Source organism: Stenotrophomonas sp. 1278 (assembly GCF_029892765.1).
GTDB classification, from domain to species: Bacteria; Pseudomonadota; Gammaproteobacteria; order Xanthomonadales; family Xanthomonadaceae; genus Stenotrophomonas; species Stenotrophomonas indicatrix.
This window is the reverse complement of sequence record NZ_JARXWD010000014.1, coordinates 65,471-90,512: the sequence shown is the minus strand read 5'-3', so window position 1 is coordinate 90,512 and position 25,042 is coordinate 65,471. Positions and strand designations below refer to the sequence as shown.

Sequence of the window (25,042 nt, the reverse complement as noted above, 5' to 3'; positions counted from 1 at the left end):
GGAGAACGCCGATGCAACGGAGGGGAAACACGACTTGATCCCCTCCGTCCCTTCTTCAGGGCTCGGGCTTGCGCGGGAACGGCTGCTCGCGCATGGCAGCGTGGTAGGCGAAGGAGGCGACGATGGCGGCGGCCTGCTTCAGGTCTTCCGGTTCGGCGTGGTCCCAGGTGTCCAGGTGGCTGTGGTGGACGTTGCTGAAATAGTCCAGCTTGTCCTGGATGAACTGGAAGCCCGGCAGGCCGATGCGGTCGAAGCTGATGTGGTCGGTGCTGCCGGTGTTGCGGGTGGCCACGGTGGTTGCACCCACGTCATGGAACGGGGCGAGCCAGGCTTCGAAGATCGGCATCGCCGCCAGGTTTTCCTGTGCGTAGATGCCACGGAAGCGGCCCGAGCCGTTGTCCATGTTGAAGTAGACCTGGAACTTGCCGTAGTCGCGGGTCTTCTGCAGGGCACCGGTCGGTTCACGCAGCGAGGCCGGCAGCGCCTTCTGCGCCGGGTCGGTGGGCTCGGGGAATCGACCGAAGTGCTTGGCCACGTACGCCTGCGAACCGATCAGTCCCTGTTCCTCGCCACTCCACAGCGCAACCCGGATGGTGCGCTTGGGCTTGGCGCCGCTGGCCTTGAGGATGCGCATGGCCTCCATCATCACCGCCACGCCGGCGGCGTTGTCGGCCGCGCCGGTGCCGCTGTGCCAGGAATCCAGGTGCGCGCCGATCATCACCACCTCGTCCGGCCTGCTGCTGCCACGGATCTCGGCCAGGGTGTTGTAGCCGGGCTGGTCGGCCTCGTCGGTGAAGCGTGCGGCCACATCCACGCGCAAGCGCACGCTCTGCTTGGCTTCCAGCGCGCGTACCAGCGGATTGAAGTGCTCGGCGATCATCGCCAGTTCGGGAATGCCGACCGCTTCACCGGCCTTGCGCGAGCCGCCACCGGCCACGCGGATGATGCCGTTGTCCCAGCTGCTGATGCTGATCGAGGCCAGCGCGCCTTCTTCAACGAAGAATGCGTTGACCTTCGCCGCCAGCGCCTGCTTCTCCTGGTATTCCTTGACCCGCTTGGCGCGGTCGGCGGCCACGTCCTTGTCATTGGGCAGGGTGAATTCCTGCAGGCCTTCCAGCGAGGTGGCGTCGTGCCGGTGCGAATCGGCGTCGGTGCCGCGCTTGTATTCGCGTGCCTCGCCCAGCAGCAGGATCTTTCCACGCAGCTTGCCGCGATATTTCTCGATGTCCTCGGGCTTCTTGATGTCCACCTGCAGCAGGTCGCCCTCGACCGGGCCATTGGTGCCCGGCGTCCACGCCTTGGGCAGCGCATGCAGTGGCTGCACGCGATCGCCCAGCATCTCCACGCTGGCCGAGGTGAATTCCCAGCCACGGCCGAATTCGTCGAAGGCTTCGTCATGGACATTGTCCAGCTTCCATTCGCTGAACTTGCCGCGGGTCCAGGCGTTGGCACGCCCCATCGCCGGCGAATTGGTCAGGCGCGGCCCGATGCGTTCTGTGAGGTAGCTGAAGGTATCCATCACCTGCGACTTGTGGAACGCCTGCTGGCGGATCTTGCCGACCATGTCCAGGTCCACCGGCTCGCGCTGCTGCGCCACCGCATTGCCACCCATCGCCAGCGCTACTGCCAGCACGCCCCACTTCAGCCCGCTCCACGTCAACACGCCGCACCCCTGCCCTTCGGCTTGATCATCATCCGCTCGAGTCTAGCCAGCCGGGGCGCCCGGCCCCCGTCCCATCGGTCATGGGCATCTGCTAGATCCACGCCATGCGTGGATGGCGCCTTCCCACCGAAGAGCGGTGCGGACCAAGGTCCGCACCCACCAGAGGCCCCGTAGAACCACGCCACGCGTGGATGGGCCTTCCGCTGTCACCCCTTCCACCCCAGCCACAGCTGCGCGCGTTCGGGCAACAGCAGCAGCCAGTGCCGCTGGTCGATGCTGCTGCAACCAAACACCGCCGCATGTTCCGGCCAGTCTGCCGGCAACCCGTCGATGCCGATCTCCGACAATGCCGCGGCCCCGGCCTTCCATGGCCGGTAACGGGGCACCTTGCCGGCGAGCGCGCCGCGTCCGTGCCGCGCCTCCCGCAACCAGTCCAGCCCGCGCCGCTGCAATCCTTCGCAGGTAATGGCGGCCAGCTGGAAGCGGACCAGGCCGGGCGCGATCCGTGCCCCCGGCAAGGCCGCCAGGACCCCATGGGCCTGCAGCAGTGCATCCACCTCCAACAGCGCGGGAATGCCCTGTCGTGCCCGTTGCTGCAATCCTTGGCGCCAGCCCATGGCGTGCTCCTTACTTCTGTTCGGCCAGGGCGTACCAGTCAACCCGACGGGTCACCCACATCGCCAGCGCGAGGATCACGAACAGCAGCAGCGAGCCCATCAGCAGTGCATTGTTTTCCGAGACCAGCAGGCCATACAGCGCGCCGTACAGCACCGTCAGCATCGCGGCGAAGCCCAGGCCCCGCTTCCAGTGACCCAGCACATTGGCCAGGTACACCGCCTGCAGGCTGATGCAGGCCAGCGCGGAAACCAGGTAGGCCTGCCAGAAGGCGATGTGCTCGGACAGGCTGATCAGCAGCAGGAAGAAGATCGCCAGCGCCAAGCCGACCATCAGGTACTGCAGCGGATGGATGCGCAGCGACTTGATCAGTTCGAACAGGATGAAACCAACGAACGTCAGCACCACGAACAGCACGCCGTACTTGGAAGCGCGGTCGGCCTGGGTATAGGTATCGACCGGGTCGACCAGCGAAACCTGCACCGCCTGCGCATCCAGGTCATCGCCCTCGCGCAGTCGCTGCTGTGCGTCCGATGCCAGCGAGGACACGGCCCAGCGTGCATCGAAGCCCTGTGCATCCACACGCCGCTCGTTCGGCAGGAACGCACCGGCAAACGACGGGTGCGGCCAGCTGGACCGCAGCGCGATCTGGTTGTCATCGCCCACCGGCACCACCGACAGCGAGCGGCTGCCATCGAGCTGCAGTTCCAGTTCCACGCTGCTGGCCGCCAGGGTGCCTCCGGTGCGGGCGATGCCGGCGATCGGTGCATGCAGCCCACGTCCCAGTGCGGCTGCGCCGGCCACGCCCGGCAGCAGCTTGACCTGCTGTCCATCAACCCGCAGGTTCGGCGTACCAACCAGGCCACGTGCATCGGACACGCCCAGCGCGATGTAGGCCTCGCCATAGGTCATGCCATCGTGCTCCGGGTAGTCGTCCTCGCTGAAGGTCGCCTTGAGCTGGCCATTCCAGCTGTACACCGGCACCTTGAACAGGCCGACCGAGCGCTGGCTGGGCAGCAGCTCGCCACTGATCTGCAGGGTGGCCGGCGGCTGCAACCAGTAACCCTGGGTGGTCTGCAGCTCGGTCTTCTTGTTGCCCTGCGCATCGACCACTTCCACCTGCTCGCGCTTGGACCACGGCACCACGCGCACCGGCCCGACCACGCGCTGGGTACCGGCACGGCTTTCGGCCACCCGCGAGTAGGCCTCTTCGCGATAGGCGCTGCGCTCGGTGATGACGCTGCGGATCAGGAACAGCGGGATCAGCAGCAGCAGGATCAGGCCGCCGACAATGGCGAACCGCAGCAGCATCTTCAGGGATTTCATCGTCCGTCCTCGTTGGAGAGGACTGCAGGATGGACGGCTGCGGTGAGCAGGGTTTGTGGCGAATTTGAAGCGGGTGTGAAGTCAGCGCCGCAGACGCTGGCCCGGTATCGCCAGCGGCAGCCACAGGCTGGCCACGGTGCCGCCGCCTTCGCGCGGCTGCAGGCTGGCGCGGCCGTCATGCAGGCGCACGACTTCCTGCACGAAGGGCAGGCCGAGGCCGGAACTGCGGCGGCCGGTGCCGGGTCGGGCCAGCGAATAGAAGCGCTCGAACACGCGCTCGCGTGCGTAGTCGGGAATGCCCGCGCCACGGTCGGCAACCTGCAGGCGTACGCCCTGCCCGTCCAGTTGGGCATCCAGTTGCACCTGTGCCCCGGGTGGCGAGAACGCAATGGCATTGTCGATCAGGTTGTGCAGCGCTTGCCGCAGCAGATAGCCATCGCCCTGCACGCGCAGGTCGGGGACCTGCTCGATATGCAGCTGGACACCTGCGGCCTGCGCGCGCACCTGCGCCGCCGCCGCGGCTTCCTGCAGCAGCACCGGCAAGGCGATAGGATCACGGGTCTGCAACCAGCCGTGCTGCTCGACCTCGGCCAGCGCCAGCAGCTTGTCGATGGTTTCTGTGAGCCGTTCCTGCTGGTCGACGATGCTGCGTGCGAAATGCGCACGGTCGGCGTCGGCCATCGGCTCCTGCAGCAGTTCGGCGGCACCGCGGATCGCCGCCAGCGGGCTTTTCATCTCGTGGGTCAGCGATTGCACGTACTGCTCGACGTACGCCTTGCCTTCCAGCTTTCGCCGCATGGTCTCCAGCGCCTGGCCAAGATCGCCGATCTCGTCGCTGCGCCGCTTCGGCGGCGGCACCGGTTCGCCGGCGCTGACCGCGCGCGCATAGCGGCTGAGCTGGCCCAGGCCGTTGGTCAGCCACATCGTCACCAGCACGCCCACCAGCGCCGACAGACCGATCAGCCACGCACCGCGCTCGATGATGGCGCGCTGGCTGGCGGCGATGAACGGATCGATGCTGCGGTTGGGCTGGGCCAGGCTGAGCACGCCGATCAGCGTGCTGCCGTCGACCGGGTCGTACACCGGCGCGGCCACGTGCATCACCGTGTTGCTGTCATCGCCCGGCGTTTCCGGGCTGGAGCGCGCACCGTATTCGCCGCGCAGGGTGCGGTAGACATCGTTCCAGCGCGAATTGTCGCGGCCCACGTCGCGGCCCAGCGAATCGTAGATCACGATGCCCTTGGCGTCGGTGATCGTCACCCGGTAGTCCAGCGCACGCTTGGGGAAGCGCCAGACCATCGCCTTCAGGTCGCGCTGCCGGGCCTTGGCCAGGTTGCGGGTGAAGGTGCCGTTGCGGATGGTGCCGGCCTTGACGTCGGCGGCGGCCATTTCCGCCAGCACGTTGGCCGCATCCACCAGGGTCGATTCCATCGCCTGGCGCACGCCCGGCTTCACTTCGTTGACGAACACGCGCATCACGAAGAACGCGGCGATGCCAACGATCAGGAAGAACCCCAAGAACAGTTTCAGGACCAGACGCACGCGTCAGACCTCCAGGGCGTAGCCGAGGCCGCGATGGGTGCGGATCGGCTCACCGCTGGCGCCGGCCGCACGCAGCTTGGCGCGCAGCGTCTTGACGTGGGTGTCGACGGTGCGGTCGGCGCTGTCGGCGGCGCTGTCCCAGCCACGGTCCATCAACTGGGCACGGCTGAGGATCGCGCCGGGGCGCTGCAGCAACGCCTCCAGCAACGCATATTCGTAGCGGGTCAGGTCCAGCGCATGGCCCTGGAAGCGGATGCGGCGGCCATCGCGATCGATGGCGAAGGCACCGTGTTCCTGCCAGCCGCTCTCGACGGACGGCGCCACCGCAGCGGGCGTGGCACGCCGCAGCCGGGCACGCACCCGCGCCACCAGCTCGCGCGGCGAGAACGGCTTGGCCATGTAGTCGTCCGCCCCCAGCTCCAGGCCCAGTACGCGGTCGAGTTCGTCGTTGCGGGCGGTCAGGAAGATCACCGGCACCTGCGCCACCGGCCCCGGCAGGGCCCGCAGCCGGCGGCAGACCTCGAAACCACTGAGGTCCGGCAGGCCGACATCCAGCACCACCAGGTCGATATCGCCGGCTTGCAGCTGCTGCAGCGCCTGCCCGCCCAGCAGGCAATGGCTGGCAGCGTAGCCTTCGCTGCGCAGCGCATAGAGCACGGTTTCGGCGATGGCCGCTTCGTCTTCGACCACCAGGACATGGGTAACAGGGGTTGTCATGGCGCGCAGCATAGCCGCTGCGGCCCTTGCCCCGTACACTGCCGCCCATGAACTATCGCCACGCCTTCCACGCCGGCAACCACGCCGATGTCCTCAAGCACATCGTGCAGCTGGCCCTGATCGACAGCTTCAAGCGCAAGGACAGCCCGTTCTTCGTGCTCGACACCCACGGCGGTGCCGGCCGTTACCTGCTGGCCAGCGAAGAAAGCCGCAAGACCCTGGAAGTCGAATCCGGGGTCATGCGGCTGATGGCCCAGCCCAAGCTGCCCGAGGTGGTCGAGCGCTACCTCAAGGCGGTGCAGGCCGACAATCCGGTCGGCGCGATGATCGCCTACCCCGGCTCGCCGCTGCTCAGCGCGCAGGCCATGCGCCCGCAGGACCGCATGGCGGTGTGCGAGCTGCAGGAGGATGAGGCCGCTTCGCTGAAGACCCTGTTCGCCCATGACAGCCGCGTCGGCGTGCACCCCGGTGACGGCTATGCGCTGCTGCGCTCGCTGCTGCCGCCCAAGGCCAACGGTGCCAAGATCGGCCGCGGCCTGGTCCTGATCGACCCGCCCTACGAAGCCCAGGACGCCGAGTACCAGGCGATCCTTGCCGCGCTGGCCGAGACCCTGGCGCGCTGGCCGCAGGCCACCTGTGCGGTCTGGTTCCCGATCAAGCAGCGCCGCACCATCCTGCATTTCCTGCGCAAGGCCACCGCACTGCCGGTGAAGTCGGCGATGACCATCGAGTTCCTGGTCCGCCCGGACGACTCCCCGCTGCGCCTCAACGGCAGCGGCATGCTGGTGCTCAATGCCCCCTGGCAGTTCGACCGCGTGGTCGGCCCGGCCCTGCCGGCCCTGCGCCAGCATCTGGGCGAACCCGGTGCCAGCACCCGCCTGGACTGGCTGAAGACGGCCGAATAGGGGCCTTCACGAGGCTGTACGACCGTGAGCCTTTCGTTCACGGAATGCAGCCCCGGTGATGACACAATCGATGGACCACCAAGGAATCACCCGGTATGGCCACTCGCAACCGCATGCCGCCCTGGCATGAGATCTTCAAGGCTCCCAGCGGCCACGAGCTGCTGATCCGCCCCATCCGCCCCGAAGATGGCGCGCCGCTGCAGGCCGCCTTCAGCCTGTTCGGGCCGGAAGAAATCCGCGACCGTTTCCTGCAATCGGTGACCGAGCTGTCACCGGAAACCACCCAGCGCCTGACCCATCCCAACCCGAAGACCGAGATCACCCTGGTCGCCGCCGAGTCGCTGCCGGCCGGTGAGGCCGTGGTCGGCGCGGTGGCCCGTGCCTCGATCATCCCCGGTACCCGGGAAGCCGAGTACGCGATCCTGATCAGCCGCTTCCTGATCGGCCAGGGCCTGGGCCGCCAGCTGATGCGCAAGCTGGTGAAATGGGGCCGCGGCAAGTACCTGGACCGCCTGTATGGCGATGTCGCCGCCGAGAACGAGCCGATGAAGCAGCTGGCCGCCTCGCTGGGCTTCAAGCCGGTCCCCCATCCGAACGGGGCCGAAGGCCTGGTGCGGATGGTGCTGGAACTGGACAACTGACGGCAGCGCCGGGCCCTGCCCGGCGATGTTGATCCGGCCGCTGCGCTCGCCGGGCACGGCCCGGCGCTACCCCGGTCACGTAACGATCATGGGCCTGGCAGGGGCTTCTGCTAAAATCCGCGGTTCATGTCGCGTACTCAATACCCCGCCCCGCCGCTGCCACGTGCCGGCCAGCTTCGCGCCTGGTGGCGCGCCCCCGCCTCGCCCACTGCCCTGGCCTGGTATCTGGCCCAGGCAGCGCGCACGCATGACGCACCGCTGCTGGTGGTGGCCCGTGACAACCACGGTGCCAACCAGATCGAAGCGGATCTGCATACCCTGCTGGGAGGCGACCCGAGCCTGCCGGTGGTGGCGTTCCCGGACTGGGAGACGCTGCCCTACGATCGCTTCAGCCCGCACCCGGACATCATTTCGCAGCGCCTGTCGGCCCTGCACCGCCTGCCCACGCTGAAGCGCGGCCTGGTGGTGGTGCCGGTGCAGACCCTGCTGCAGCAGCTGGCTCCCCGCAGCTATGTCATCGGCGGCAGCTTCAATCTTGAAGTCGGCCAGCGCCTGGACCTGGAAGCGGAGAAGCGTCGCCTCGAAAGCGCTGGCTACCGCAACGTGCCGCAGGTGATGGACCCGGGTGATTTCGCCGTGCGTGGCGGCCTGCTTGACGTCTACCCGATGGGCGCCGACGAGCCGCTGCGGGTGGAACTGCTGGACGAGGACATCGATTCAATCCGCGCGTTCGATCCGGAAAGCCAGCGCTCGCTGGACAAGGTCGAGGCGGTGCACATGCTGCCCGGCCGCGAAGTACCGATGGACGACGCCAGCATCGCCCGGGTGCTGGCGACCCTGCGCGAGCGCTTCGACGTCGATACCCGACGCAGTTCGCTGTACCAGGACCTGAAATCGGGCCTGGCCCCGGCCGGCATCGAGTACTACCTGCCGCTGTTCTTCGAGCGCACCGCCACCCTGTTCGACTACCTGCCTGCCGGCAGCCTGCCGGTCGTCTGCGTGGGCGCCGCTGAAGCGGCAGAGACGTTCTGGACGCAGACCGGCGAGCGCTACGAGCAACGCCGCCATGACGTTGAACGGCCGCTGCTGCCACCGTCGGCGCTGTACCTGTCGCCGGACCTGCTGCGCGAGCGTTTGAACGACGCACCGCGCATCGAGGTTTGGGCCGCCGATCACGCCCGCATCGCCGAGGCGCATGCGCTGGGCGACCAGCCGTTGCCGCCGCTGCCGGTGGCCGCGCGCGAGGCACCGGCCGGTGACGCGCTGAAATCCTTCCTCGGTCATTACCCTGGCCGCGTGCTGATCGCCGCCGATTCGCCGGGCCGTCGCGAGGCCCTGCTGGAAGTGCTGCAGGCCGCCGAACTGAAGCCACCGGTGGTGGCCGACCTGCTGTCCTTCCTGGCCAGCGACGAACGCTTCGCCATTGCCGTGGCGCCGCTGGAAGACGGCTTCGCCCTGGATGCGCCGCACATCGCGGTGCTGACCGAACGCCAGCTGTTCCCCGAGCGCGCCGGCAGCACCCGCCGCACGCGCCGCGCCGGACGAGAGCCGGAAGCGATCATCCGCGATCTGGGCGAACTGACCGAAGGCGCGCCGATCGTGCACGAGGACCATGGCGTCGGCCGCTACCGCGGACTGATCGCGATGGACGTCGGCGGCATGCCCGGCGAGTTCCTCGAAATCGAGTACGCCAAGGGCGACCGCCTGTACGTGCCGGTCGCACAGCTGCACCTGATCAGCCGCTATTCCGGCGCGTCCGCCGAAACCGCGCCACTGCATTCGCTGGGCGGCGAGCAGTGGAGCAAGGCCAAGCGCAAGGCCGCCGAGAAGGTGCGCGATGTGGCCGCCGAACTGCTGGAGATCCAAGCCCGCCGCCAGGCGCGGGCCGGACTGGCACTGCAGGTGGACCGCGCGATGTACGAGCCGTTCGCCGCCGGTTTCCCGTTCGAGGAAACCCCGGACCAGCTGGCCGCCATCGACGCCACCCTGCGTGACCTGGCCAGCAGCCAGCCGATGGACCGTGTGGTCTGTGGCGACGTGGGCTTCGGCAAGACCGAAGTTGCCGTGCGTGCCGCATTTGCTGCCGCCAGCGCTGGCAAGCAGGTGGCGGTGCTGGTGCCGACCACGCTGCTGGCCGAACAGCATTACCGCAATTTCCGCGACCGCTTCGCCGACTATCCGATGAAGGTCGAAGTACTGTCGCGCTTCAAGAGCACCAAGGAGATCAAGGCCGAGCTGGAGAAGGTCGCCGCCGGCACCATCGACGTCATCGTCGGTACCCATCGCCTGCTGCAGCCGGACGTGAAGTTCAAGGACCTGGGCATGGTCGTCGTCGACGAGGAGCAGCGCTTCGGCGTGCGCCAGAAGGAGGCGCTGAAGGCACTGCGCGCCAATGTGCACCTGCTGACCCTGACCGCCACGCCGATTCCGCGTACGCTGAACATGGCCATGGCCGGCCTGCGCGACCTGTCGATCATCGCCACCCCGCCGCCGAACCGGCTGGCGGTGCAGACCTTCATCACCCAGTGGGACAACGCGCTGCTGCGCGAAGCCTTCCAGCGCGAGCTGGCACGCGGTGGCCAGCTGTATTTCCTGCACAACGACGTGGAGAGCATCGGCCGCATGCAGCGCGAGCTGTCCGAGCTGGTGCCCGAAGCGCGCATCGGCATCGCCCATGGGCAGATGCCCGAGCGCGAGCTGGAAAAGGTGATGCTGGACTTCCAGAAGCAGCGCTTCAACGTGCTGCTGTCGACCACGATCATCGAATCGGGCATCGACATCCCCAACGCCAACACCATCATCATCAACCGTGCCGACCGCTTCGGCCTGGCCCAGCTGCACCAGCTGCGTGGCCGCGTCGGTCGATCGCACCACCGCGCCTATGCCTACCTGGTCGTACCCGACCGTCGCTCGATCACGCCGGATGCGGAAAAGCGCCTGGAAGCGATCGCCTCGATGGACGAACTGGGTGCCGGCTTCACCCTGGCCACCCACGATCTGGAAATCCGCGGCGCCGGCGAACTGCTGGGCGAGGACCAGAGCGGGCAGATGGCCGAAGTGGGCTTCAGCCTGTACACCGAGCTGCTGGAACGCGCAGTGCGCAGCATCAAGCAGGGCCATCTGCCCGACATCGATGCCGGCGAAGAAGCGCGGGGCGCCGAGGTCGAGCTGCACGTGCCGGCGCTGATTCCGGACGACTACCTGCCGGACGTGCACACCCGCCTGACGCTGTACAAGCGCATTTCCAGCGCGCGCGACAGCGATGCGCTGCGCGAACTGCAGGTGGAGATGATCGACCGCTTCGGCCTGCTGCCGGATGCGGCCAAGAACCTGTTCGCCATTGCCGAGCTGAAGCTGCAGGCCAGCTCGCTGGGCATCCGCAAGCTGGACCTGGGCGAGAACGGTGGCCGCATCGTGTTCGAATCCAAGCCGAACATCGATCCGATGGCGGTGATCCAGCTGATCCAGAAACAACCGAACCTCTATGCCATGGACGGTCCGGACAAGCTGCGCGTCAAGCATCCGCTGCCGCTGCCCGAAGACCGCTTCAATGCCGCGCGGGCACTGCTGTTGACCCTGGCCCTGCGCTGATCGATCTGCAGGGTGCCGGTCCGCCGCGGGCGGCAGACCGGCACCCTTTCCGTTTCCTGCGCCCGCGACAAGGAGTGTTGCCGTGAATCGTTTCGCCCCCCTTCTGCTCGCCACCAGCCTGGGCCTGCTTGCGGCCTGCCACAGCGGCATGAGCAACCGCGATTACCTGCATGAGAATGTCGCCAGCTGGAACGGCACGGTCAGCATGGTCGAGCAATGGACCAACGGCCCGAACGGCGAGTCCTTCCATGCGTCGCTGCAGGACGGCAAGAGCATGCAGCAGCATCGCTTCGGCCTGAAGAACGCGCACAAGGAAATCGCCGACCGGCTGGTCTTCGTCCAGCAGTTCACCCATGGCAAGGACGCCGACGCACTGCACCAGAACCTGCTCGATTCCCTGAAGAGCACCGAACAGATGTTCGCCGTGATGGAACAGCTGGCCGCCCTGCCCGATGGCTACAGCGAAGAACAGGTCACCCCGCTGCTGCAGACGCTGGACGAGGCCGTGACCAGGATGGACGAAGACATGCAGACCCTGAGCGACGCGCAGGACGCCTTCGCCAAAGCCCATCGCATCCACCTGCAGACCACCGGCTGATCCGCGCAGCCCCGGTTGCGATGCGGCCGGGGCCAAATGCTGCATGCGACTGAACGCACAGCCCCACGCGGGACCGTCGATGCCCCCCGCGTGACACCGATGCGGGTACCCTATGCGCCGCCCCGGCCCGCTCTCGCGGGCCTTTCCGTTTTCTGCGCAGCTCCGCCGCGCCGCCAGTTCCGATGCCCCAGCCCAGACCTCCCGACCTCCTGCACGCGCAGGCCTGCCTGATCGACGCCCTGTCGATGTCGCTGCAGATGCGTGATGCCTATACCCGCCACCACTGTGACCGCGTGGGCCTTCTTGCGCAGCACCTTGCCCTGCACTGCGACCTGGATGAGGACGCCTGTGCGCAGGTCGGCCTGGCCGCGCGCTTCCACGACATCGGCAAGATCGGCATCCCCGACGAGGTACTGCTGAGCCCGCGCCGGCACAGCGACGAAGAGCGCGCGATCATGCGCGAGCACCCGGTGCGCGGCGAGCACATTTTCCTGGCCACCGGCCGCAGTGATGCCGCGCCGGTCGCGCGACTGATCCGTGCCCATCATGAAGCGTTCGATGGCAGCGGCTATCCCGATGGCCTGCACGGCGAGGCCATTCCGCTCGGCGCCCGCATCGTCACCATTGCCGATGCCTACGATGCAATGACCAGCGTGCGCCCTTACCGCGCGGCGATGGAGCACGAGACAGTGCTGCGGATCCTCGATGAGCAGGCCGGTGGCCTGATCGATCCCTACGTGCTGCAGCGTTTCCACGGCATGCTCAGGAACGAGCCGGCGCTGGCCTGAGCCTTCACCGGCTGGACGGCACCTCGCTTGCGCAGCCGCGCCGATCCCCGCAAGCTGGGGTCGGCCGCAGATGGCCCTGCTTACGAGGAGCATCACCCATGAAAGGAAACACCCGTATCGCCGCACCGCTGGGCCTGTTGCTGTTGGCCCTGACGCCGTTCGCGCAGGCCCAGCAGGATGGCACCGCGCCAGCCGCCGCATGCCTGTCGCGCAACCAGGTCACCGCTGGCACCTCACCTGCCACCCTGATGAATGCCCTGCCCCGCTGCGTGCAGGATGGACGCATGCAGGACGCCATCGATCTCTACAACATCGCCGGCGTGTTCGCCCATTTCGATCGCCAGCGCGTCGCAGACGAGACGGGACACGCTGCCTACAACGCGCTGAAGGCGATGGCCGGTTCGGCCATGGGCGAGGAGAATCTCGGTCGCTTCGACAGCGCATTGAAGGCGCAGCTGAGCCCCGACAAGGCGCCAGCCTACGTCGCTGGCATCTGCACCTTCAGCAAGCGCATGGGGCCGCCCTCGTACACCCCGACCTACATGCTGGCCCATGGCATGTCCAATTTCACCGGCAAGGGCGGTGGCCTGGTGCCAGGCTTCGACCCGGCCAGCGCATGGCAGGCCACATTGTCGCAGTACCTGAAATGCCCGGGCTGATCTGCCGCCTGTTCTAGCCGACTGCAACGAGAAGGCCCGGCATTCGCCGGGCCTTCTGCTTCACGCGTTACCGGCAATCGCTTACCAGATCACCACGCGCTTGTCGTCCGCACGCACCATCGCATCACCGGCCTTGCACTGGAACGCGGCGGCATAGGACGGCATGTTCGACGGCGCGCCGTTGGCACGGAAGTTCGCCGGTGCATGCGGATCGGTGTTCAGGCGCACGCGCAGCTCACCGTCGGTGAAGTTGCGACGCCACACGGTGGCCCAGTTCATGAAGAAGCGCTGGTCCTGGCTGTGACCGTCCACCTCGACGTTCGCCTTCGGGTTCTCCTTCAGCGCCATCTGCAGGGCATCGTAGGCCACGGTCAGGCCACCCAGATCGCCGATGTTCTCGCCCAGGGTCAGCTTGCCCTTCACGAACACGCCCGGCACCGATTCATAGCCGTCGAACTGTGCGACCAGCCGGTCGGTGCGTTCGGTGAAGGCCTTGCGGTCGCTGTCGGTCCACCAGTTGTCGAAGTTGCCGTTGGCGGCGAACTGGCTGCCCGAGTCATCGTAGCCGTGCATCATCTCGTGGCCGATGACCGCACCGATGCCACCGTAGTTCAGCGCCGGATCGGCCTTGGCATCGAAGAACGGTGCCTGCAGGATCGCCGCCGGGAACACGATCTCGTTCTTGGTGGCGTTGTAGTAGGCATTGACGGTCTGCGGGGTCATGCCCCACTCGGTCTTGTCCACCGGCTTGCCGATCTTGTCCAGCATGTAGCGGTAGTTGAACGCACGCGCTGCCTGCATGTTGCCCAGGTAGCTGTCACCGTTGGTCTGCAGGCCCGTCCACTCACGCCACTTGTCCGGGTAACCGATCTTCGGGGTGAAGCTGGCCCACTTTTCCAGTGCCTTCTTCCTGGTTTCCTCGCCCATCCACGGCAGCTGCTCCAGGCGGGCCTTCAGCGCCACCGACAGGTTCTGCACCAGGTGCTGCATGGCCTCCTTCGATTCGGCCGGGAACACCGCGTCCACGTACAGCTGGCCGAGGGCTTCGCCCATGCCGCCGTTCACCGACTCCAGCACGCGCTTCCAGCGCGGCTGCATTTCCTGCTGGCCGCGCAGGGTCTTGCCGTAGAACTCGAAGTTGGCCTTCTCGAACTGGCTGCTCAGGTACGGCGAGGCGTCGTCGATGGTGTGGAAGCGCAGGTAGGACTGCCAGGTGGCGGCCGGCACGTCGGCCAGCATCTTGTCCATTTCGCTGAAGAAGCCCGGCTGGGCCAGCGAGAACTTCTGCGCGGCCGGCACCTTCAGGGTGTCAAACAGCGCGGTCCAGCTGAAGTTCGGGGTCAGCTTGTCCGCGTCGGCGGCGCTGAGCGGGTTGTAGCGCTTGGCCGGGTCACGCATTTCGATGCGCGACATCGAGGCCTTGGCCAGGCGGGTCTCGAACGCCATCACCGCCTTGGCCTGTTCGGCAGCCTGCGCCGCGTCCACGCCGGACAGCGTCAGCACCTGCGCGATGTAGGCCACGTAGGCGTCGCGGATCCTGGCCTGCGCGTCGTCGAAGTAATAGCCCTTCTCCGGCAGGCCCAGGCCGCCCTGGCCGACGTAGGCAATGACGTTGGCCGAATCCTTGTAATCGGCATTGGCGAACAGCGAGAACAGCACGCCCTGGCCCTGCGCCTGGCTGTCGCGCAGGTACTGGGTGATGGCGGCGGTGTCGTTCAGCGCGCCGATCTTGTCCAGCGTCGGCTGCAGCGGCGCCAGGCCGGCGGCCTCGATCTTCGCTTCGTCGTTGCCGGTCTTCCAGATGTCGCCGATCTTGGCTTCCACCGAGCCGGCCTTGGCCTGGCTGGCGGCGGCCTGCTGCACCAGCGCATGCTGCACTTCCAGCGAGCGCTCGCGCAGGATTTCGAAGCTGCCCCAGGTGGTCTGGTCGCCCGGCACCGGGTTGGCCTTCAGCCACTTGCTGTTGACGAAGCCGTTGAGGTCGGTACACGCGGCGATGGACGGATCCAGATCGGCGCTGTTGAGGCTGATCAGCGCGGTCTTGATCTGCGACTGGTCGAACGCCGGCTTGGCGGCGTCGGCAGCGGGCGCGGTCTCGTTCTTGCCACAGGCGGCGAGCGAAGCGGCGATGGCGATGGTCAGGCCCAGCGGGACCAGATTGCGGACATTCATGGCGTGTCTCCAACGGCGAATCGTCCAGCGTAGCCGCTGCGGCGATGGTGGGGACCGGCCAAAGGTCACAGGGGGAACGCCCGTGGTCGCAACCGGGTAGGTGCGGACCGTTGGTCCGCACACACCCAGCAGGGGAATACCCACCAACGGTGGGTATCTACCGCGCCTTGCCCTGGTTGGCCACGGCTTCGGCGGCCTTGCGTGCCGCTTCCGGATCACCCAGGTAACGGAACGACTTCACGGTGAGGTCGTCGTTCAACTCGAACAGCAGCGGAATGCCGGTCGGGATGTTCAGCTCGAGGATTTCCTCGCGCGAGACGTTGTTGAGGTACTTGTACAGCGCGCGCAGCGAGTTGCCGTGGGCGGTGACCAGCACGGTCTTGCCATCCTTCAACTGCGGCGCGATGGCGTCGTGCCAGTACGGCAGCACGCGGTCGAGCGTCGTGGCCAGCGATTCGGTGCCCGGCAGCGCGTTGCGATCCAGCCCGGCATAGCGGCGGTCGTGGATCGGGTGGCCCGGATCTTCCAGGTCCATCGCCGGCGGCGGGATGTCGTACGAACGGCGCCACACCTTGACCTGGTCCTCGCCATGCTTGGCGGCGGTCTCGGCCTTGTCCAGGCCCTGCAGGCCACCGTAGTGGCGCTCGTTGAGGCGCCAGGACTTGTTCACCGGCAGCCAGTCCTGCTCCAGCTCGGCCAACGCACCCTGCAGGGTATGGATGGCGCGCTTGAGCACGGAGGTGTGGGCGACGTCGAACTGCAGGCCTTCCTCGCGCATCAGGCGGCCGGCGGCAGCCGCTTCCCGGCGCCCCTGCTCGGTCAGGTCGACATCGACCCAGCCGGTGAAGCGGTTGTCCAGGTTCCACTGGCTCTGGCCATGGCGCAACAGTACGAGTTTACGGGTCACTGCAGGGTCTCCAACGCGAGGAAAGGCAGGCGGCCATTGTAGCCCCGGCGCCCGCTCACCGCGCCGTGGCGGTGTGGATGTCATCCTGTGACCGATGAATACACTGATCGACCCCGGGCGCTGGGAAGGCAGCGTCAGCGCCGCCCGCGAACAGCAGAAGCAGCTGGCGACCCGCGTGCAGCGGCAGGACCGGCTGCCCGCTACCGTGCGCTTGCTGGCCGGACTGGATGTCGGCTTCGAGGAAGACGGCGCGATCACCCGCGCTGCGGCCGTGTTGCTCGACGCGGACACCCTGCAGCCGGTGGCGCAGGAAATCGCCCGCATCCCCACCGTGATGCCTTATATCCCGGGCCTGCTCAGCTTCCGCGAACTGCCGGCGCTGCTGGCTGCGTTGGCGTCGCTGCCGCGCGCACCGGACCTGGTGTTCGTCGATGGCCATGGCATCAGCCATCCGCGCCGGCTGGGCATTGCCGCACACCTGGGCGTGGTGACCGACCTGCCGAGCATCGGCGTGGCCAAATCGAAGCTGGTGGGCCGCTTCATCGAGCCCGACCCTGAGGCCGGCGCGCACACGCCGTTGCTGGACGGCGGCGAGCAGCTCGGCTGGGTGTTGCGCAGCAAGCTGCGCTGCAAGCCGCTGTTCGTCGCCGGCGGGCATCGGGTCAGTGCCGATACCGCGCTGGCCTGGGTGCAGCGCACGCTGCGCGGCTATCGCCTGCCAGAGCCGACCCGGCTGGCGGATCGGCTGGCCTCGCGGCGCGACGAACAGAGGTAGCGCCCGGCACCGGCCGCCACACCCGCTTCAGCGATGCACGTGACCGCGATGGCCCTGCGCATCGGCAGCTGCATGATCGTGCCCGGCGTGATCGTCGTCCTTCGTCGCCGACGGCTGGCCACAGGCTTCGCCGCAGTGGTCGACTTCGATCTGCAGGGTCACGTGTTCGATACCGAAATCATCGTGCAGGCGATCACCGAGTTCGCGCCGCAGGCGGTCGGCGTCGTCGCCTTCGCGCATCACGATGTGCGCGGTCAGTGCCGGCGTGCTGGACGCCAGCGCCCATACGTGCAGGTCATGCACGTCCAGCACTGCGTCGTGGTCGGACAGGCGGTCGCGGACCCTGGCCACGTCCATGCCCTTGGGCACGCCTTCCAGCAGCACGTTGATGGCCTCGCGCATCAGCACATACGTGCGCGGCAGCACCCACAAACCGATCAGAACGGCCAGGATCGGGTCGATCGGCTTCCAGCCGGTCCATTGGATCAACAGCGCGCCGGCGATCACCGCCACCGAGCCGAGCATGTCGGCCCACACTTCCAGGTAGGCGCCCTTCACGTTGAGGCTCTCGCCGCTGCCGGCCTGCAGCAGGCGCATGGAGATCATGTTGATCACCAGGCCGACCGCTGCAATCACCAGCATGCCGGTGGAGGCGATCTCCTGCGGTTGGCGGAAGCGACCGATGGCTTCCCACAGGATGTAGCCGGCAACCACGAACAGCATTGCGCCGTTGATCATCGCGCCCAGTGCTTCAAGACGTGCATAACCGTAGGTACGGCGCGCGTCCGGCGGGCGCCGGCTCAGCCGCACGGCCACCAGCGCGATCATCAGCGCCAGGGTGTCGGTAGCCATGTGCGCGGCATCGGACAGCAGTGCCAGACTGTTGGTCCAGAACGCACCGACCACCTCCACGACAAGGAAGGTGGAGGTCAGGCCGAGCGCCCACCACAAAGGTTTCTCGTGGCGGATCTCGGATGGCAGGTGATCGTGGTCGTGACCCATGGCAACAGCTCCTTAGCGATGGGAGTCAGGCTACGCCGGCGGGTGTCGGGAAACTATCACGGTGTTTATAACATTGCAGGCATGCACGGCTGGCGCGAAGCGGGAGGGTGCCGGCCAACGGCCGGCACCACCGCCTGATGATCAGAAGCCGAAACGCAGACTGGCCCAGTACGCGCGGCCGGGTTCGTTGTAGGTCGCCGCACCGGCGTCACTGCTGTTGGCCTCGCGGAACAGGCGCTTGTCGGCCAGGTTGTTGACGCCGAAGCCCACGCTGACCGTGTCGGTCACCTTGTAGCGCGCGCTCACGCCCCAGACGTTGTACGCGCTGCGGGTCTGCAGCACGGTGGACGCATCGCAGTTGGCGGTGCAGCGCGGATCGTTGTTGATGTTGGCCGTGGCCGGTTCCTGCTTGCCGTAGAAGGTGCCGGTCAGCAGCAGCGACAGCTGCTCGGTGGCCTGCCAGTCCAGCATGGTGTTGACGGTGTACTTGGGAATCACCGACAGCGGCTGGCCGGTGCTCTTGTTTTCGTTCTCCACCATGTAGGTGAAGTTGTTGCTCCACTTCAGGCGGTCGCCCTGCTCGCCCAGCAGCGGAATCACCAGGTTGCCCTCGAGCCCCTGCACGATGGCCTTGGGTGCGTTCTCCCAGCGGAAGATGCGGCCCTTGCGGTCGGCTGTCAGGCCGATCTGGGTGTAACCGGCCTGGATCTTGTCCTTGTAGTCATTGTGGAAATAGGTCAACGAGGCCTGCCAGCCGCTCTGCGGTGCCCACTCCACGCCCAGTTCCTTGTTCAGGCTGGTCTCTGCCCTGAGATCCGCATTGCCCTGCATGTAGCAGCCGGCGCCCAGGCTCGGCAACGCGTTCGGGCAGCCGTTGCCACGGGTGTAATACAGATAGTCCGGGTTGGACTGGTACAGGTTCGGCGCCTTGAAGGCGCGTGCGATGCCGCCCTTGACCACCCAGTCACTGTTGAGCCGGAACTGCGCGTTGAGGCTCGGACTGGTGTTGTTGCCGAACTGGCTGTGATGGTCGAAACGCAGGCCCGGGGTCACGATCCAGCGCTCACCGAGGTAGATGTTGTCTTCCACGTAGACGGCGGTGGTCTGCGCATCGGACTTGCCGCGTGCACGATCGGCCGAAAGGCCCGGAATGCCGCCACCGCTGCTGCTGGACTGGCTCATCGAATAGGGATCGGTCAGCCGGCTGTCGAGGTAATCGAAGCCCAGCGTCCACACGTTCTCCGCGCCGCCGAGGGTGGTCGGGAAGCTGACCTCGCCGTCCAGCTGATAGTTACGCAGGCGCGAGGTCGACCAGTCGGCGCCATTGAAGCTGCCTTCCGGGCCGCCGGCCAGGCCTTCGTTGATGCGCGAGTTGTTGACCCCTTCCACCGCTGCCGTCAGCCGCGAGCTGACATCGCCCCAGCGTCCGCGATGGGTGATCGCGCCGGTGGTGCGATACATGCGGTTGGTCTCGGCCTGCTGCTCGGCCAGCGCGGCCAGGTCGACACCGGTGGAGGTACCAGTGGTACTGACCGCACGATCGCCGGCATAGATGTTGCCCTGGCGGCTGGTACCGGCCTCGAACTCGACCACCTGGTTGGCGGTCACGTCCCAACGCAGCAGCGCGTTGACGTCGCGGTTCTTGACGCCTTCGCGGCCCGCCGGCGGTACCGCATTGGCACCGGTGGCGAAGTCGCGGTTGAGATCCAGCGAATCGGCATCGGTCTTGTTGAGGTTGCCGTACAACCGGAACGACAGCGTGTCGGTCATCGGGCCGCTCAGCTGCAGGCCGAGGCGTTCGCTGCCGCCCTCGGCACTGTGTTCGGGCACCAGGCCGTACAGGTCAACCGCACCGGTCAGGTCGCCGGTCGGGCGCTTGGTGATGATGTTGACCACGCCACCGGAGGCACCCGAGCCATAGCGTGCCGCTGCCGGGCCGCGCAGCACTTCGATGCGTTCGATCATTTCCGCCGGCACCCAGTTGGTATCGCCGCGCGTGTTGCGCTCGCCACTGCGGCCCATGCGCACCGCGTCGCGTGCACCCACGCGCTTGCCGTCGATCAGGATCAGGGTGTTTTCCGGCCCCATGCCGCGCAGATCGATCTGCCGGTTGTTGCCGTACTGGCCCGATGCACTGTTGCCGGTCAGATTGACGCCGGGCATCGTCCGCAGCAGTTCGGCGATGTCGTTGACCGGCGGCCGCTTGGCGATGTCCTCGGCGGTGATGGTGGAAGTGCCCAGCGCCTGCCGCGCGATCTGCGAGGCAGTGACATGCACGGTGTCGATATCGGTGGCATCGGTTTCCGCATGGGCGGTGACGGCAGCTGTGGCCAGCAGTGCAGCGACGGCGAGCGCCAGCGGGCGCGGTGAAAGAGTGTTTGCAGGCATGTTCTGAACCTTCTGGCAGGGCAACGGAAGCCTCTGGCATAGGGCAGGAGGCGGCGACGGGGGAGGCGGAACGATCACTGCGGAATGCCCGCATGCCGGTTCCTGCCGTCATTTTTTCATAAATGCGAGTGATTCTCAAATGCGTCAACGCATTGCGGCATCGGCCGGCATGTGCTTCATCCGCGTTTTTCGGCCTGCATGGCGCTTAAACTGGCCGGCTTCCCTGCCATCAACCGTCGACAGCTGCGGCCGATACCGTGGTCTGTTGTGCGCCGTTAGAGATCGACGTGGATACACCCCAACTGGACGAAGCCAGCCAACCGCTGGCCCAGGCCTGGCAGCAGTGTCTGCTGCTGGCCGGCCCCGCCGCCGCCGCGCTGCTGCATGCCGTGGCCGCCGATGCACCGCCGACGCTGGCGCAGCGCTTCTACGAAGTGCTGCTGCAGGACACGCGTGCGCGCCGCTTCCTGTCCCACGAACAGGTCAAGCAGCGCCTGCAACCGGCGATGCAGCGTTGGCTGGCCCAGCTGCTGACCACCGATGCGGATGGCATTGCCGCTACCGTCGCCGCACAACGGGTGATCGGCGATGTGCACGCACGGGTCGGTATTCCGGTGGACCTGGTGGCCCGCGGTGCGCGCGTACTCAAGCACGAGCTGTTCATCCGCCTGCGCGCCGATGCCGCTGACAACGACACCGCCTTCGCCGCCATCGATTGCCTCAGCGCGATCATGGACATCGCCATGGAAGGCATGACGCTGGCCTATACGCACGCCCGTGAGCGCTCTTCGCGCACCGATGCGGCGTACCGGCTGTTCTCGCTGGTGCAGAATGTCAGCACCGAGCGCGAGCGCCAGCGCGCCCTGCTGCTGGATTGGGAAAACAGCCTTCTGTACACCCTCGCCGGCCATGCGACCGGTGCCGACAACGCCAGTCTGGCGAGCTCGGAATTCGGCCTGTGGTTCACCCACAAGGGCATTCCCAGCTTCGGCGAAAGCAGCGAGACGCAGCAGGTGGGCCAGCTGATGGCCCGCATCGACAGCCGCCTGCAGCGCGCCACCGATGAAGATCCGGCACGGCGGCTGACCGCCCTGCCGATGATCCGCGAAGACCTGGCCACCATCCGCAACCTGATGACCCTGCTGTTCGAACGCATCGGTGAACTGGATGCGGGCAGCGATGCGTTGACCAACCTGCTCAACCGGCGCTTCCTGCCGACCGTGCTGCGCCGTGAGATCGAGTTGTCCACGCGCAACCACACGCCGTTCTCGTTGTTGTTGCTGGACCTGGACCATTTCAAGGCGATCAACGATGGCCACGGCCATGACGCCGGCGACCGCGCGCTGCAGCATGTCGCAGCTCTGCTCGGCCAGCAGACCCGAGGCAGCGACTACCTGTTCCGCTACGGCGGCGAGGAGTTCGTGGTGGTGCTGGTGGCGGCAAGCGAGTCACAGGCGGAGGTGATCGCCGAAAGCCTGCGCCGGCAGATCGCACAGTCGCCGATCACCCTGCCCAACGGACAGACGCTGGCGCTGACCGCGAGCATCGGCGTGGCCGGACACGATGGGCATCCCGATTACGAGCGGCTGATGGCGCGCGCCGACGCGGCGATGTATGCCGCCAAGCGACAGGGCCGCAACCGGGTGGTGGTGGCCGACGACGCACTGCCGGAAGCTCCGGGACGACGCGCGCTGCAACGTTGAGCCTGCAGCGCGCGTGACGTGGCGCCGGGCGGTCTCGACGCTACGCAGCGTCCTTGCGCGGTATGCGCCACGTCGCCCACCACATCAGTGCCAGCAGCGCGATGCCCGCGCCCAGCGCGCACACCGCCGGCCACCCATAGCGCGCCTGCGTCCAGGTGCCTGCCGCAGCCCCCACACCGCTGCCCACGGCATAGAACAGCATGTACAGCGCCACCAGGCGTCCATGCTGTTCGGCCGGTGCACGCAGCAGCAGGGCCTGGTTGGACACATGCAACGCCTGCCCGCCCAGATCCAGCACCACTACGCCCATCAGCAACAGGGCCAGCGAGTACGGCAGGCCCAGCAACGGCACCCAGGCGACCAGCATCAGCAGCAGCGCCCCCAGGCTCACCCGGTGGGCAAGGCCACGATCCATCCAGTGCCCGACCCGCGCTGCCAGTAGTGCGCCGATGATGCCGGCCAGGCCCAGCGCGCCGATGGCGGCGGTCGACCAGTTCAACGGCGGCGCCGACAACGGCAGTGGCACCGCGGCCCAGAACACGTTGAGACCGGCAAACAGGAACAATGCCAGCGGCCCGCGTTCGCGCAGCGCGCGATCCTGCCGCAGCATATCGGCCATCGAACGCAGCAGGTTGCGCCACGACGGTGGCATTGCGGGCACCGGCACGTGCGGCAGACGCCGCCACAGCAGCAGTGCCAGCGCCGCCATCAGCAATGCCGACAGCAGGTACACCGCGCGCCATCCCGCTACGGCGGCTACCGCACCTGAGACCACGCGTGCCGATAGGAGGCCGATGAACACGCCGCCCTGGACCATGCCGACCACCCGCCCGCGTTGCTCCGGTGCAGCGAGGTTGGCGGCGTAGGCGATCAGTCCCTGGGTGAGCGCGGTACCCAGCAGACCCGCCAGCAGCATGCCCGACAGCAACCACGCGGTGCTGCGGGCGGCGGCCAGCCATAGCAGAGCCACCACCAGCGCCAGCAGTTGCACCCGCAGCAATCGACGGCGGTCGCCACGGTCGGCCAACGGCAGCAGCCCGAGCAGGGCCAGCACGCTGCCGGCCTGGGTGGCAGCCAGCACTGCACCGGCCACGGCGGCATCCAGGGCGAAATCATGGGCCAGGCGCTCCAGCAGCGGCTGCGCGAAATAGACATTGGCCACGCTGGCACCGGCAGCAATGGCGAGCAGGCCCAACACGGGGCGGGACAGCGAAGGCATCATCAGTGTGGTTGCATTTTGAAACCAGGTGCACGGTAGCGCCACTGGTTTTAAACTGCAACCACAATCGAGAGAGTCCGCCATGCACGCCAACAGCCCCTGCCCCGTGGCCCGCAGCGCCGATCTGCTCGGCGACCGCTGGGCGTTGCTGGTCATCCGCGATGCCTTCGATGGCGTCAGTCGCTTTGGCGATTTCCAGCGCAGCCTGGGCGCGGCGCGCAACATCCTCAGCGACCGCCTGCGGCGCCTGGTCGAGGCGGGGCTGCTGGTGCAGCAGCCCGCCGCCGATGGCAGCGCCTACCACGACTATGTGCTGACCGCGGCCGGCCAGGACCTGTTCCCGCTGCTGGTGGCCCTGCGCCAATGGGGAGAACGGCATTGCTTCGCTGCTGGCGAAGCGCACTCGCAACTGATCGAATCCAGCAGCCGCCGGCCACTGCCCTACATGCAACCCCATGGCCGTGACGGCCAGCCCGCGCGCCCCGCCGATACCCGCGTGCGCAAGCTCAAGGGGGGAGGCGGCCGGGCCTGATCCGCCCGTTCGCGCACACCGGTGGCGTTCGTGGGCGGTTAGCATCGCTCGTCTCCTGCCGCTGGATGCCGCCGATGCCGAACCACGCCCGAACCCTGTCGATCCTGCTGCCACTGGTCCTGCTGCTGGCCGCACCACTGGCCTCTGCCCGCGACGTGGCAGCACCTGCAGAGCACGTGGACAGCGACGGCCCTTACCTGTTCCGTGAGGGCGCGCAGCTGAAAGCGCAGTGGATCTGCCAGGACCAGGTGGAAACCCACAGCGTGCAGGCCGGAACCGATGGCACGGAGGTTACCGCGCGCTGCGGCTACCCGCATGCGGTGCATGTGCTGCCGCCGAACGTGCCGTCGGCATCGGTACTGCCGGCCGTGCCGCGCATTGTCGCCGTGTCCGACATCCACGGCCAGTACGCGCTGCTGGTCCGCCTGCTGCGCGCCAACCGGGTGATCGACACGCAGGACCGTTGGGCACTGGGCACGGATACGCTGGTGATCGCCGGCGACGTGTTCGATCGCGGCCCGCAGGTGACCGAAGCGTTCTGGCTGCTGTATGGCCTGCAGCAGCAGGCAGCCGCCGCCGGTGGCGCGGTGCATTTCGTGCTCGGCAACCACGAGACCATGGTGCTGTACGACGACCTGCGTTACGTCAATCCGAAGTACCTGCGCAGCGCGCAGCTGCTCGGTCGCAGCTACCCGCAGCTGTATGCTGCCGACTCGGTGATCGGCCAGTGGCTGCGCACGCGGCCGGTGCTGCTGCAGATCGGCGATACCCTGTTCCTGCATGGCGGCATCTCGCCCGAAGCGGTGCAGATGGCATTGGACCCGGCCCACACCAATGCCACCTACCAGGCCTCGCTGGGCATTCCCAAGGCCGAGGTGAAGGCAGATCCCGCCACCGCACCGTTGTACGACGGCAAGACCAGCCCGATCTGGTACCGCGGCTACTTCGACGGGCGCCTGGACAGCCAGGGCGTGCAGGCGGTGCTCGACCGTCTCCAGCTCAAGCGCATCGTGGTCGGCCACACCTCGATGCCACACGTCAGCAGCTTCCACGACGGCCGCGTGATTGCCATCGACAGCAGCATCAAGAATGGCGAGAACGGCGAACTGCTGTTCATCGAGGACGGCAAGCTCAGCCGCGGCCTGCTGGACGGATCGCGGGTGCCACTGGCCAAGGGCCAGCCTGGCCTGCAGGACTGAACGAAGGGCCAGCGCCGGGTGCGCCTGGGCCCCCCACGCCTGCCACCTCCACCCCGTTTGCCGCTACCCTCGGCAGCCGAGAGGCCCGCCCTGTCCAGCG

General features: G+C 67.3%; 20 protein-coding genes. 10 read left to right on the top strand and 10 right to left on the bottom strand.

What is annotated here, in order from left to right; all coding sequences use genetic code 11:
• Positions 1–55 precede the first annotated feature (55 nt).
• The 5 genes from M2299_RS13390 to creB form a co-directional block, all read right to left on the bottom strand.
• Complete coding sequence (locus M2299_RS13390; protein WP_280884524.1) at positions 56–1,612, bottom strand: M28 family metallopeptidase; 1,557 nt, start codon at positions 1,610–1,612, stop codon at positions 56–58.
• A 257-nt stretch (positions 1,613–1,869) separates the two neighbouring features.
• The gene (locus M2299_RS13385; protein ID WP_099783339.1) at positions 1,870–2,280 is read right to left on the bottom strand and encodes a hypothetical protein; all 411 of its coding nucleotides are present in this window, start codon (positions 2,278–2,280) and stop codon (positions 1,870–1,872) included.
• A gap of 10 nt (positions 2,281–2,290) precedes the next feature.
• Positions 2,291–3,604, bottom strand: coding sequence for a cell envelope integrity protein CreD (creD, locus tag M2299_RS13380; protein WP_280884516.1), 1,314 nt, complete (start codon positions 3,602–3,604; stop codon positions 2,291–2,293).
• 81 nt (positions 3,605–3,685) lie between these two features.
• On the bottom strand, positions 3,686–5,146 hold the full coding sequence (gene creC, locus M2299_RS13375) for a two-component system sensor histidine kinase CreC (RefSeq protein WP_099842172.1): 1,461 nt from the start codon (positions 5,144–5,146) through the stop codon (positions 3,686–3,688).
• Between the two features lie 3 nt (positions 5,147–5,149).
• Entirely contained in the window at positions 5,150–5,875 is a 726-nt protein-coding gene (gene creB / locus M2299_RS13370) for a two-component system response regulator CreB (RefSeq protein ID WP_280884515.1), read from the bottom strand.
• A 35-nt stretch (positions 5,876–5,910) separates the two neighbouring features.
• Here creB and rlmJ point away from each other — a divergent pair, with 35 nt between their 5' ends.
• The 6 genes from rlmJ (at position 5,911) to M2299_RS13340 (ending at position 13,045) form a co-directional block, all read left to right on the top strand.
• Complete coding sequence (gene rlmJ, locus M2299_RS13365) at positions 5,911–6,768, top strand: 23S rRNA (adenine(2030)-N(6))-methyltransferase RlmJ (protein WP_093817710.1); 858 nt, start codon at positions 5,911–5,913, stop codon at positions 6,766–6,768.
• Positions 6,769–6,863: 95 nt separating this feature from the next.
• Positions 6,864–7,409: a GNAT family N-acetyltransferase gene (locus tag M2299_RS13360; RefSeq protein WP_025879325.1), complete on the top strand. Its 546-nt coding sequence runs from the start codon at positions 6,864–6,866 to the stop codon at positions 7,407–7,409.
• Between the two features lie 126 nt (positions 7,410–7,535).
• Positions 7,536–11,000 carry a transcription-repair coupling factor gene (mfd, locus tag M2299_RS13355; protein WP_033830682.1) on the top strand — a complete coding sequence of 1,155 codons (3,465 nt, stop codon included), beginning with the start codon at positions 7,536–7,538 and terminating at the stop codon, positions 10,998–11,000.
• Positions 11,001–11,082: 82 nt separating this feature from the next.
• On the top strand, positions 11,083–11,598 hold the full coding sequence (locus M2299_RS13350) for a hypothetical protein (protein WP_280884514.1): 516 nt from the start codon (positions 11,083–11,085) through the stop codon (positions 11,596–11,598).
• A gap of 182 nt (positions 11,599–11,780) precedes the next feature.
• Entirely contained in the window at positions 11,781–12,386 is a 606-nt protein-coding gene (locus M2299_RS13345) for an HD domain-containing phosphohydrolase (protein ID WP_025873766.1), read from the top strand.
• 98 nt (positions 12,387–12,484) lie between these two features.
• Positions 12,485–13,045 carry a hypothetical protein gene (locus M2299_RS13340; protein WP_180831404.1) on the top strand — a complete coding sequence of 187 codons (561 nt, stop codon included), beginning with the start codon at positions 12,485–12,487 and terminating at the stop codon, positions 13,043–13,045.
• Positions 13,046–13,126: 81 nt separating this feature from the next.
• On the opposite strand, the gene M2299_RS13335 is transcribed toward M2299_RS13340, so the two are convergent.
• Both M2299_RS13335 and gpmA read right to left on the bottom strand, forming a co-directional pair.
• Complete coding sequence (locus tag M2299_RS13335) at positions 13,127–15,217, bottom strand: M13 family metallopeptidase (RefSeq protein ID WP_280884513.1); 2,091 nt, start codon at positions 15,215–15,217, stop codon at positions 13,127–13,129.
• 157 nt (positions 15,218–15,374) lie between these two features.
• Entirely contained in the window at positions 15,375–16,124 is a 750-nt protein-coding gene (gene gpmA / locus M2299_RS13330; protein ID WP_025873769.1) for a 2,3-diphosphoglycerate-dependent phosphoglycerate mutase, read from the bottom strand.
• 94 nt (positions 16,125–16,218) lie between these two features.
• On the opposite strand from gpmA, the gene nfi reads away from it, so the two are divergent.
• A complete protein-coding gene (nfi, locus tag M2299_RS13325) occupies positions 16,219–16,899 on the top strand; it encodes a deoxyribonuclease V (RefSeq protein ID WP_280884512.1) in 681 nt (226 codons plus the stop codon).
• Between the two features lie 27 nt (positions 16,900–16,926).
• Here nfi and M2299_RS13320 read toward each other — a convergent pair whose 3' ends face one another.
• Together M2299_RS13320 and M2299_RS13315 are read right to left on the bottom strand one after the other, a co-directional pair.
• Positions 16,927–17,901 carry a cation diffusion facilitator family transporter gene (locus M2299_RS13320; protein ID WP_280884511.1) on the bottom strand — a complete coding sequence of 325 codons (975 nt, stop codon included), beginning with the start codon at positions 17,899–17,901 and terminating at the stop codon, positions 16,927–16,929.
• A 141-nt stretch (positions 17,902–18,042) separates the two neighbouring features.
• A complete protein-coding gene (locus tag M2299_RS13315; RefSeq protein WP_280884510.1) occupies positions 18,043–20,289 on the bottom strand; it encodes a TonB-dependent siderophore receptor in 2,247 nt (748 codons plus the stop codon).
• 287 nt (positions 20,290–20,576) lie between these two features.
• On the opposite strand from M2299_RS13315, the gene M2299_RS13310 reads away from it, so the two are divergent.
• Positions 20,577–21,992 (top strand): GGDEF domain-containing protein, encoded by a 1,416-nt coding sequence (locus tag M2299_RS13310; RefSeq protein WP_025873773.1) that lies wholly within the window; start codon positions 20,577–20,579, stop codon positions 21,990–21,992.
• A 40-nt stretch (positions 21,993–22,032) separates the two neighbouring features.
• On the opposite strand, the gene M2299_RS13305 is transcribed toward M2299_RS13310, so the two are convergent.
• Entirely contained in the window at positions 22,033–23,214 is a 1,182-nt protein-coding gene (locus M2299_RS13305; protein WP_280884509.1) for an MFS transporter, read from the bottom strand.
• A 79-nt stretch (positions 23,215–23,293) separates the two neighbouring features.
• Here M2299_RS13305 and M2299_RS13300 point away from each other — a divergent pair, with 79 nt between their 5' ends.
• Positions 23,294–23,743, top strand: a complete 450-nt coding sequence (locus tag M2299_RS13300) for a helix-turn-helix domain-containing protein (RefSeq protein WP_280884508.1) — start codon at positions 23,294–23,296, stop codon at positions 23,741–23,743.
• Positions 23,744–23,817: 74 nt separating this feature from the next.
• Positions 23,818–24,942, top strand: a complete 1,125-nt coding sequence (locus tag M2299_RS13295; RefSeq protein WP_280884507.1) for a metallophosphoesterase — start codon at positions 23,818–23,820, stop codon at positions 24,940–24,942.
• Positions 24,943–25,042 lie beyond the last annotated feature (100 nt).

Bases quoted from the DNA above. Each gene is read 5' to 3' on its own strand.
- M2299_RS13390 (WP_280884524.1), bottom strand. From the start codon at position 1,612: ATGGGTGGCAATGCGGTGGCGCAGCAGCGCGAGCCGGTGGACCTGGAC.
- M2299_RS13385 (WP_099783339.1), bottom strand. From the start codon at position 2,280: ATGGGCTGGCGCCAAGGATTGCAGCAACGGGCACGACAGGGCATTCCC.
- creD (WP_280884516.1), bottom strand. From the start codon at position 3,604: ATGAAATCCCTGAAGATGCTGCTGCGGTTCGCCATTGTCGGCGGCCTG.
- creB (WP_280884515.1), bottom strand. From the start codon at position 5,875: ATGCTGCGCGCCATGACAACCCCTGTTACCCATGTCCTGGTGGTCGAA.
- rlmJ (WP_093817710.1), top strand. From the start codon at position 5,911: ATGAACTATCGCCACGCCTTCCACGCCGGCAACCACGCCGATGTCCTC.
- M2299_RS13360 (WP_025879325.1), top strand. From the start codon at position 6,864: ATGGCCACTCGCAACCGCATGCCGCCCTGGCATGAGATCTTCAAGGCT.
- mfd (WP_033830682.1), top strand. From the start codon at position 7,536: ATGTCGCGTACTCAATACCCCGCCCCGCCGCTGCCACGTGCCGGCCAG.
- M2299_RS13345 (WP_025873766.1), top strand. From the start codon at position 11,781: ATGCCCCAGCCCAGACCTCCCGACCTCCTGCACGCGCAGGCCTGCCTG.
- M2299_RS13340 (WP_180831404.1), top strand. From the start codon at position 12,485: ATGAAAGGAAACACCCGTATCGCCGCACCGCTGGGCCTGTTGCTGTTG.
- M2299_RS13335 (WP_280884513.1), bottom strand. From the start codon at position 15,217: ATGAATGTCCGCAATCTGGTCCCGCTGGGCCTGACCATCGCCATCGCC.
- nfi (WP_280884512.1), top strand. From the start codon at position 16,219: ATGAATACACTGATCGACCCCGGGCGCTGGGAAGGCAGCGTCAGCGCC.
- M2299_RS13320 (WP_280884511.1), bottom strand. From the start codon at position 17,901: ATGGGTCACGACCACGATCACCTGCCATCCGAGATCCGCCACGAGAAA.
- M2299_RS13315 (WP_280884510.1), bottom strand. From the start codon at position 20,289: ATGCCTGCAAACACTCTTTCACCGCGCCCGCTGGCGCTCGCCGTCGCT.
- M2299_RS13305 (WP_280884509.1), bottom strand. From the start codon at position 23,214: ATGATGCCTTCGCTGTCCCGCCCCGTGTTGGGCCTGCTCGCCATTGCT.
- M2299_RS13300 (WP_280884508.1), top strand. From the start codon at position 23,294: ATGCACGCCAACAGCCCCTGCCCCGTGGCCCGCAGCGCCGATCTGCTC.
- M2299_RS13295 (WP_280884507.1), top strand. From the start codon at position 23,818: ATGCCGAACCACGCCCGAACCCTGTCGATCCTGCTGCCACTGGTCCTG.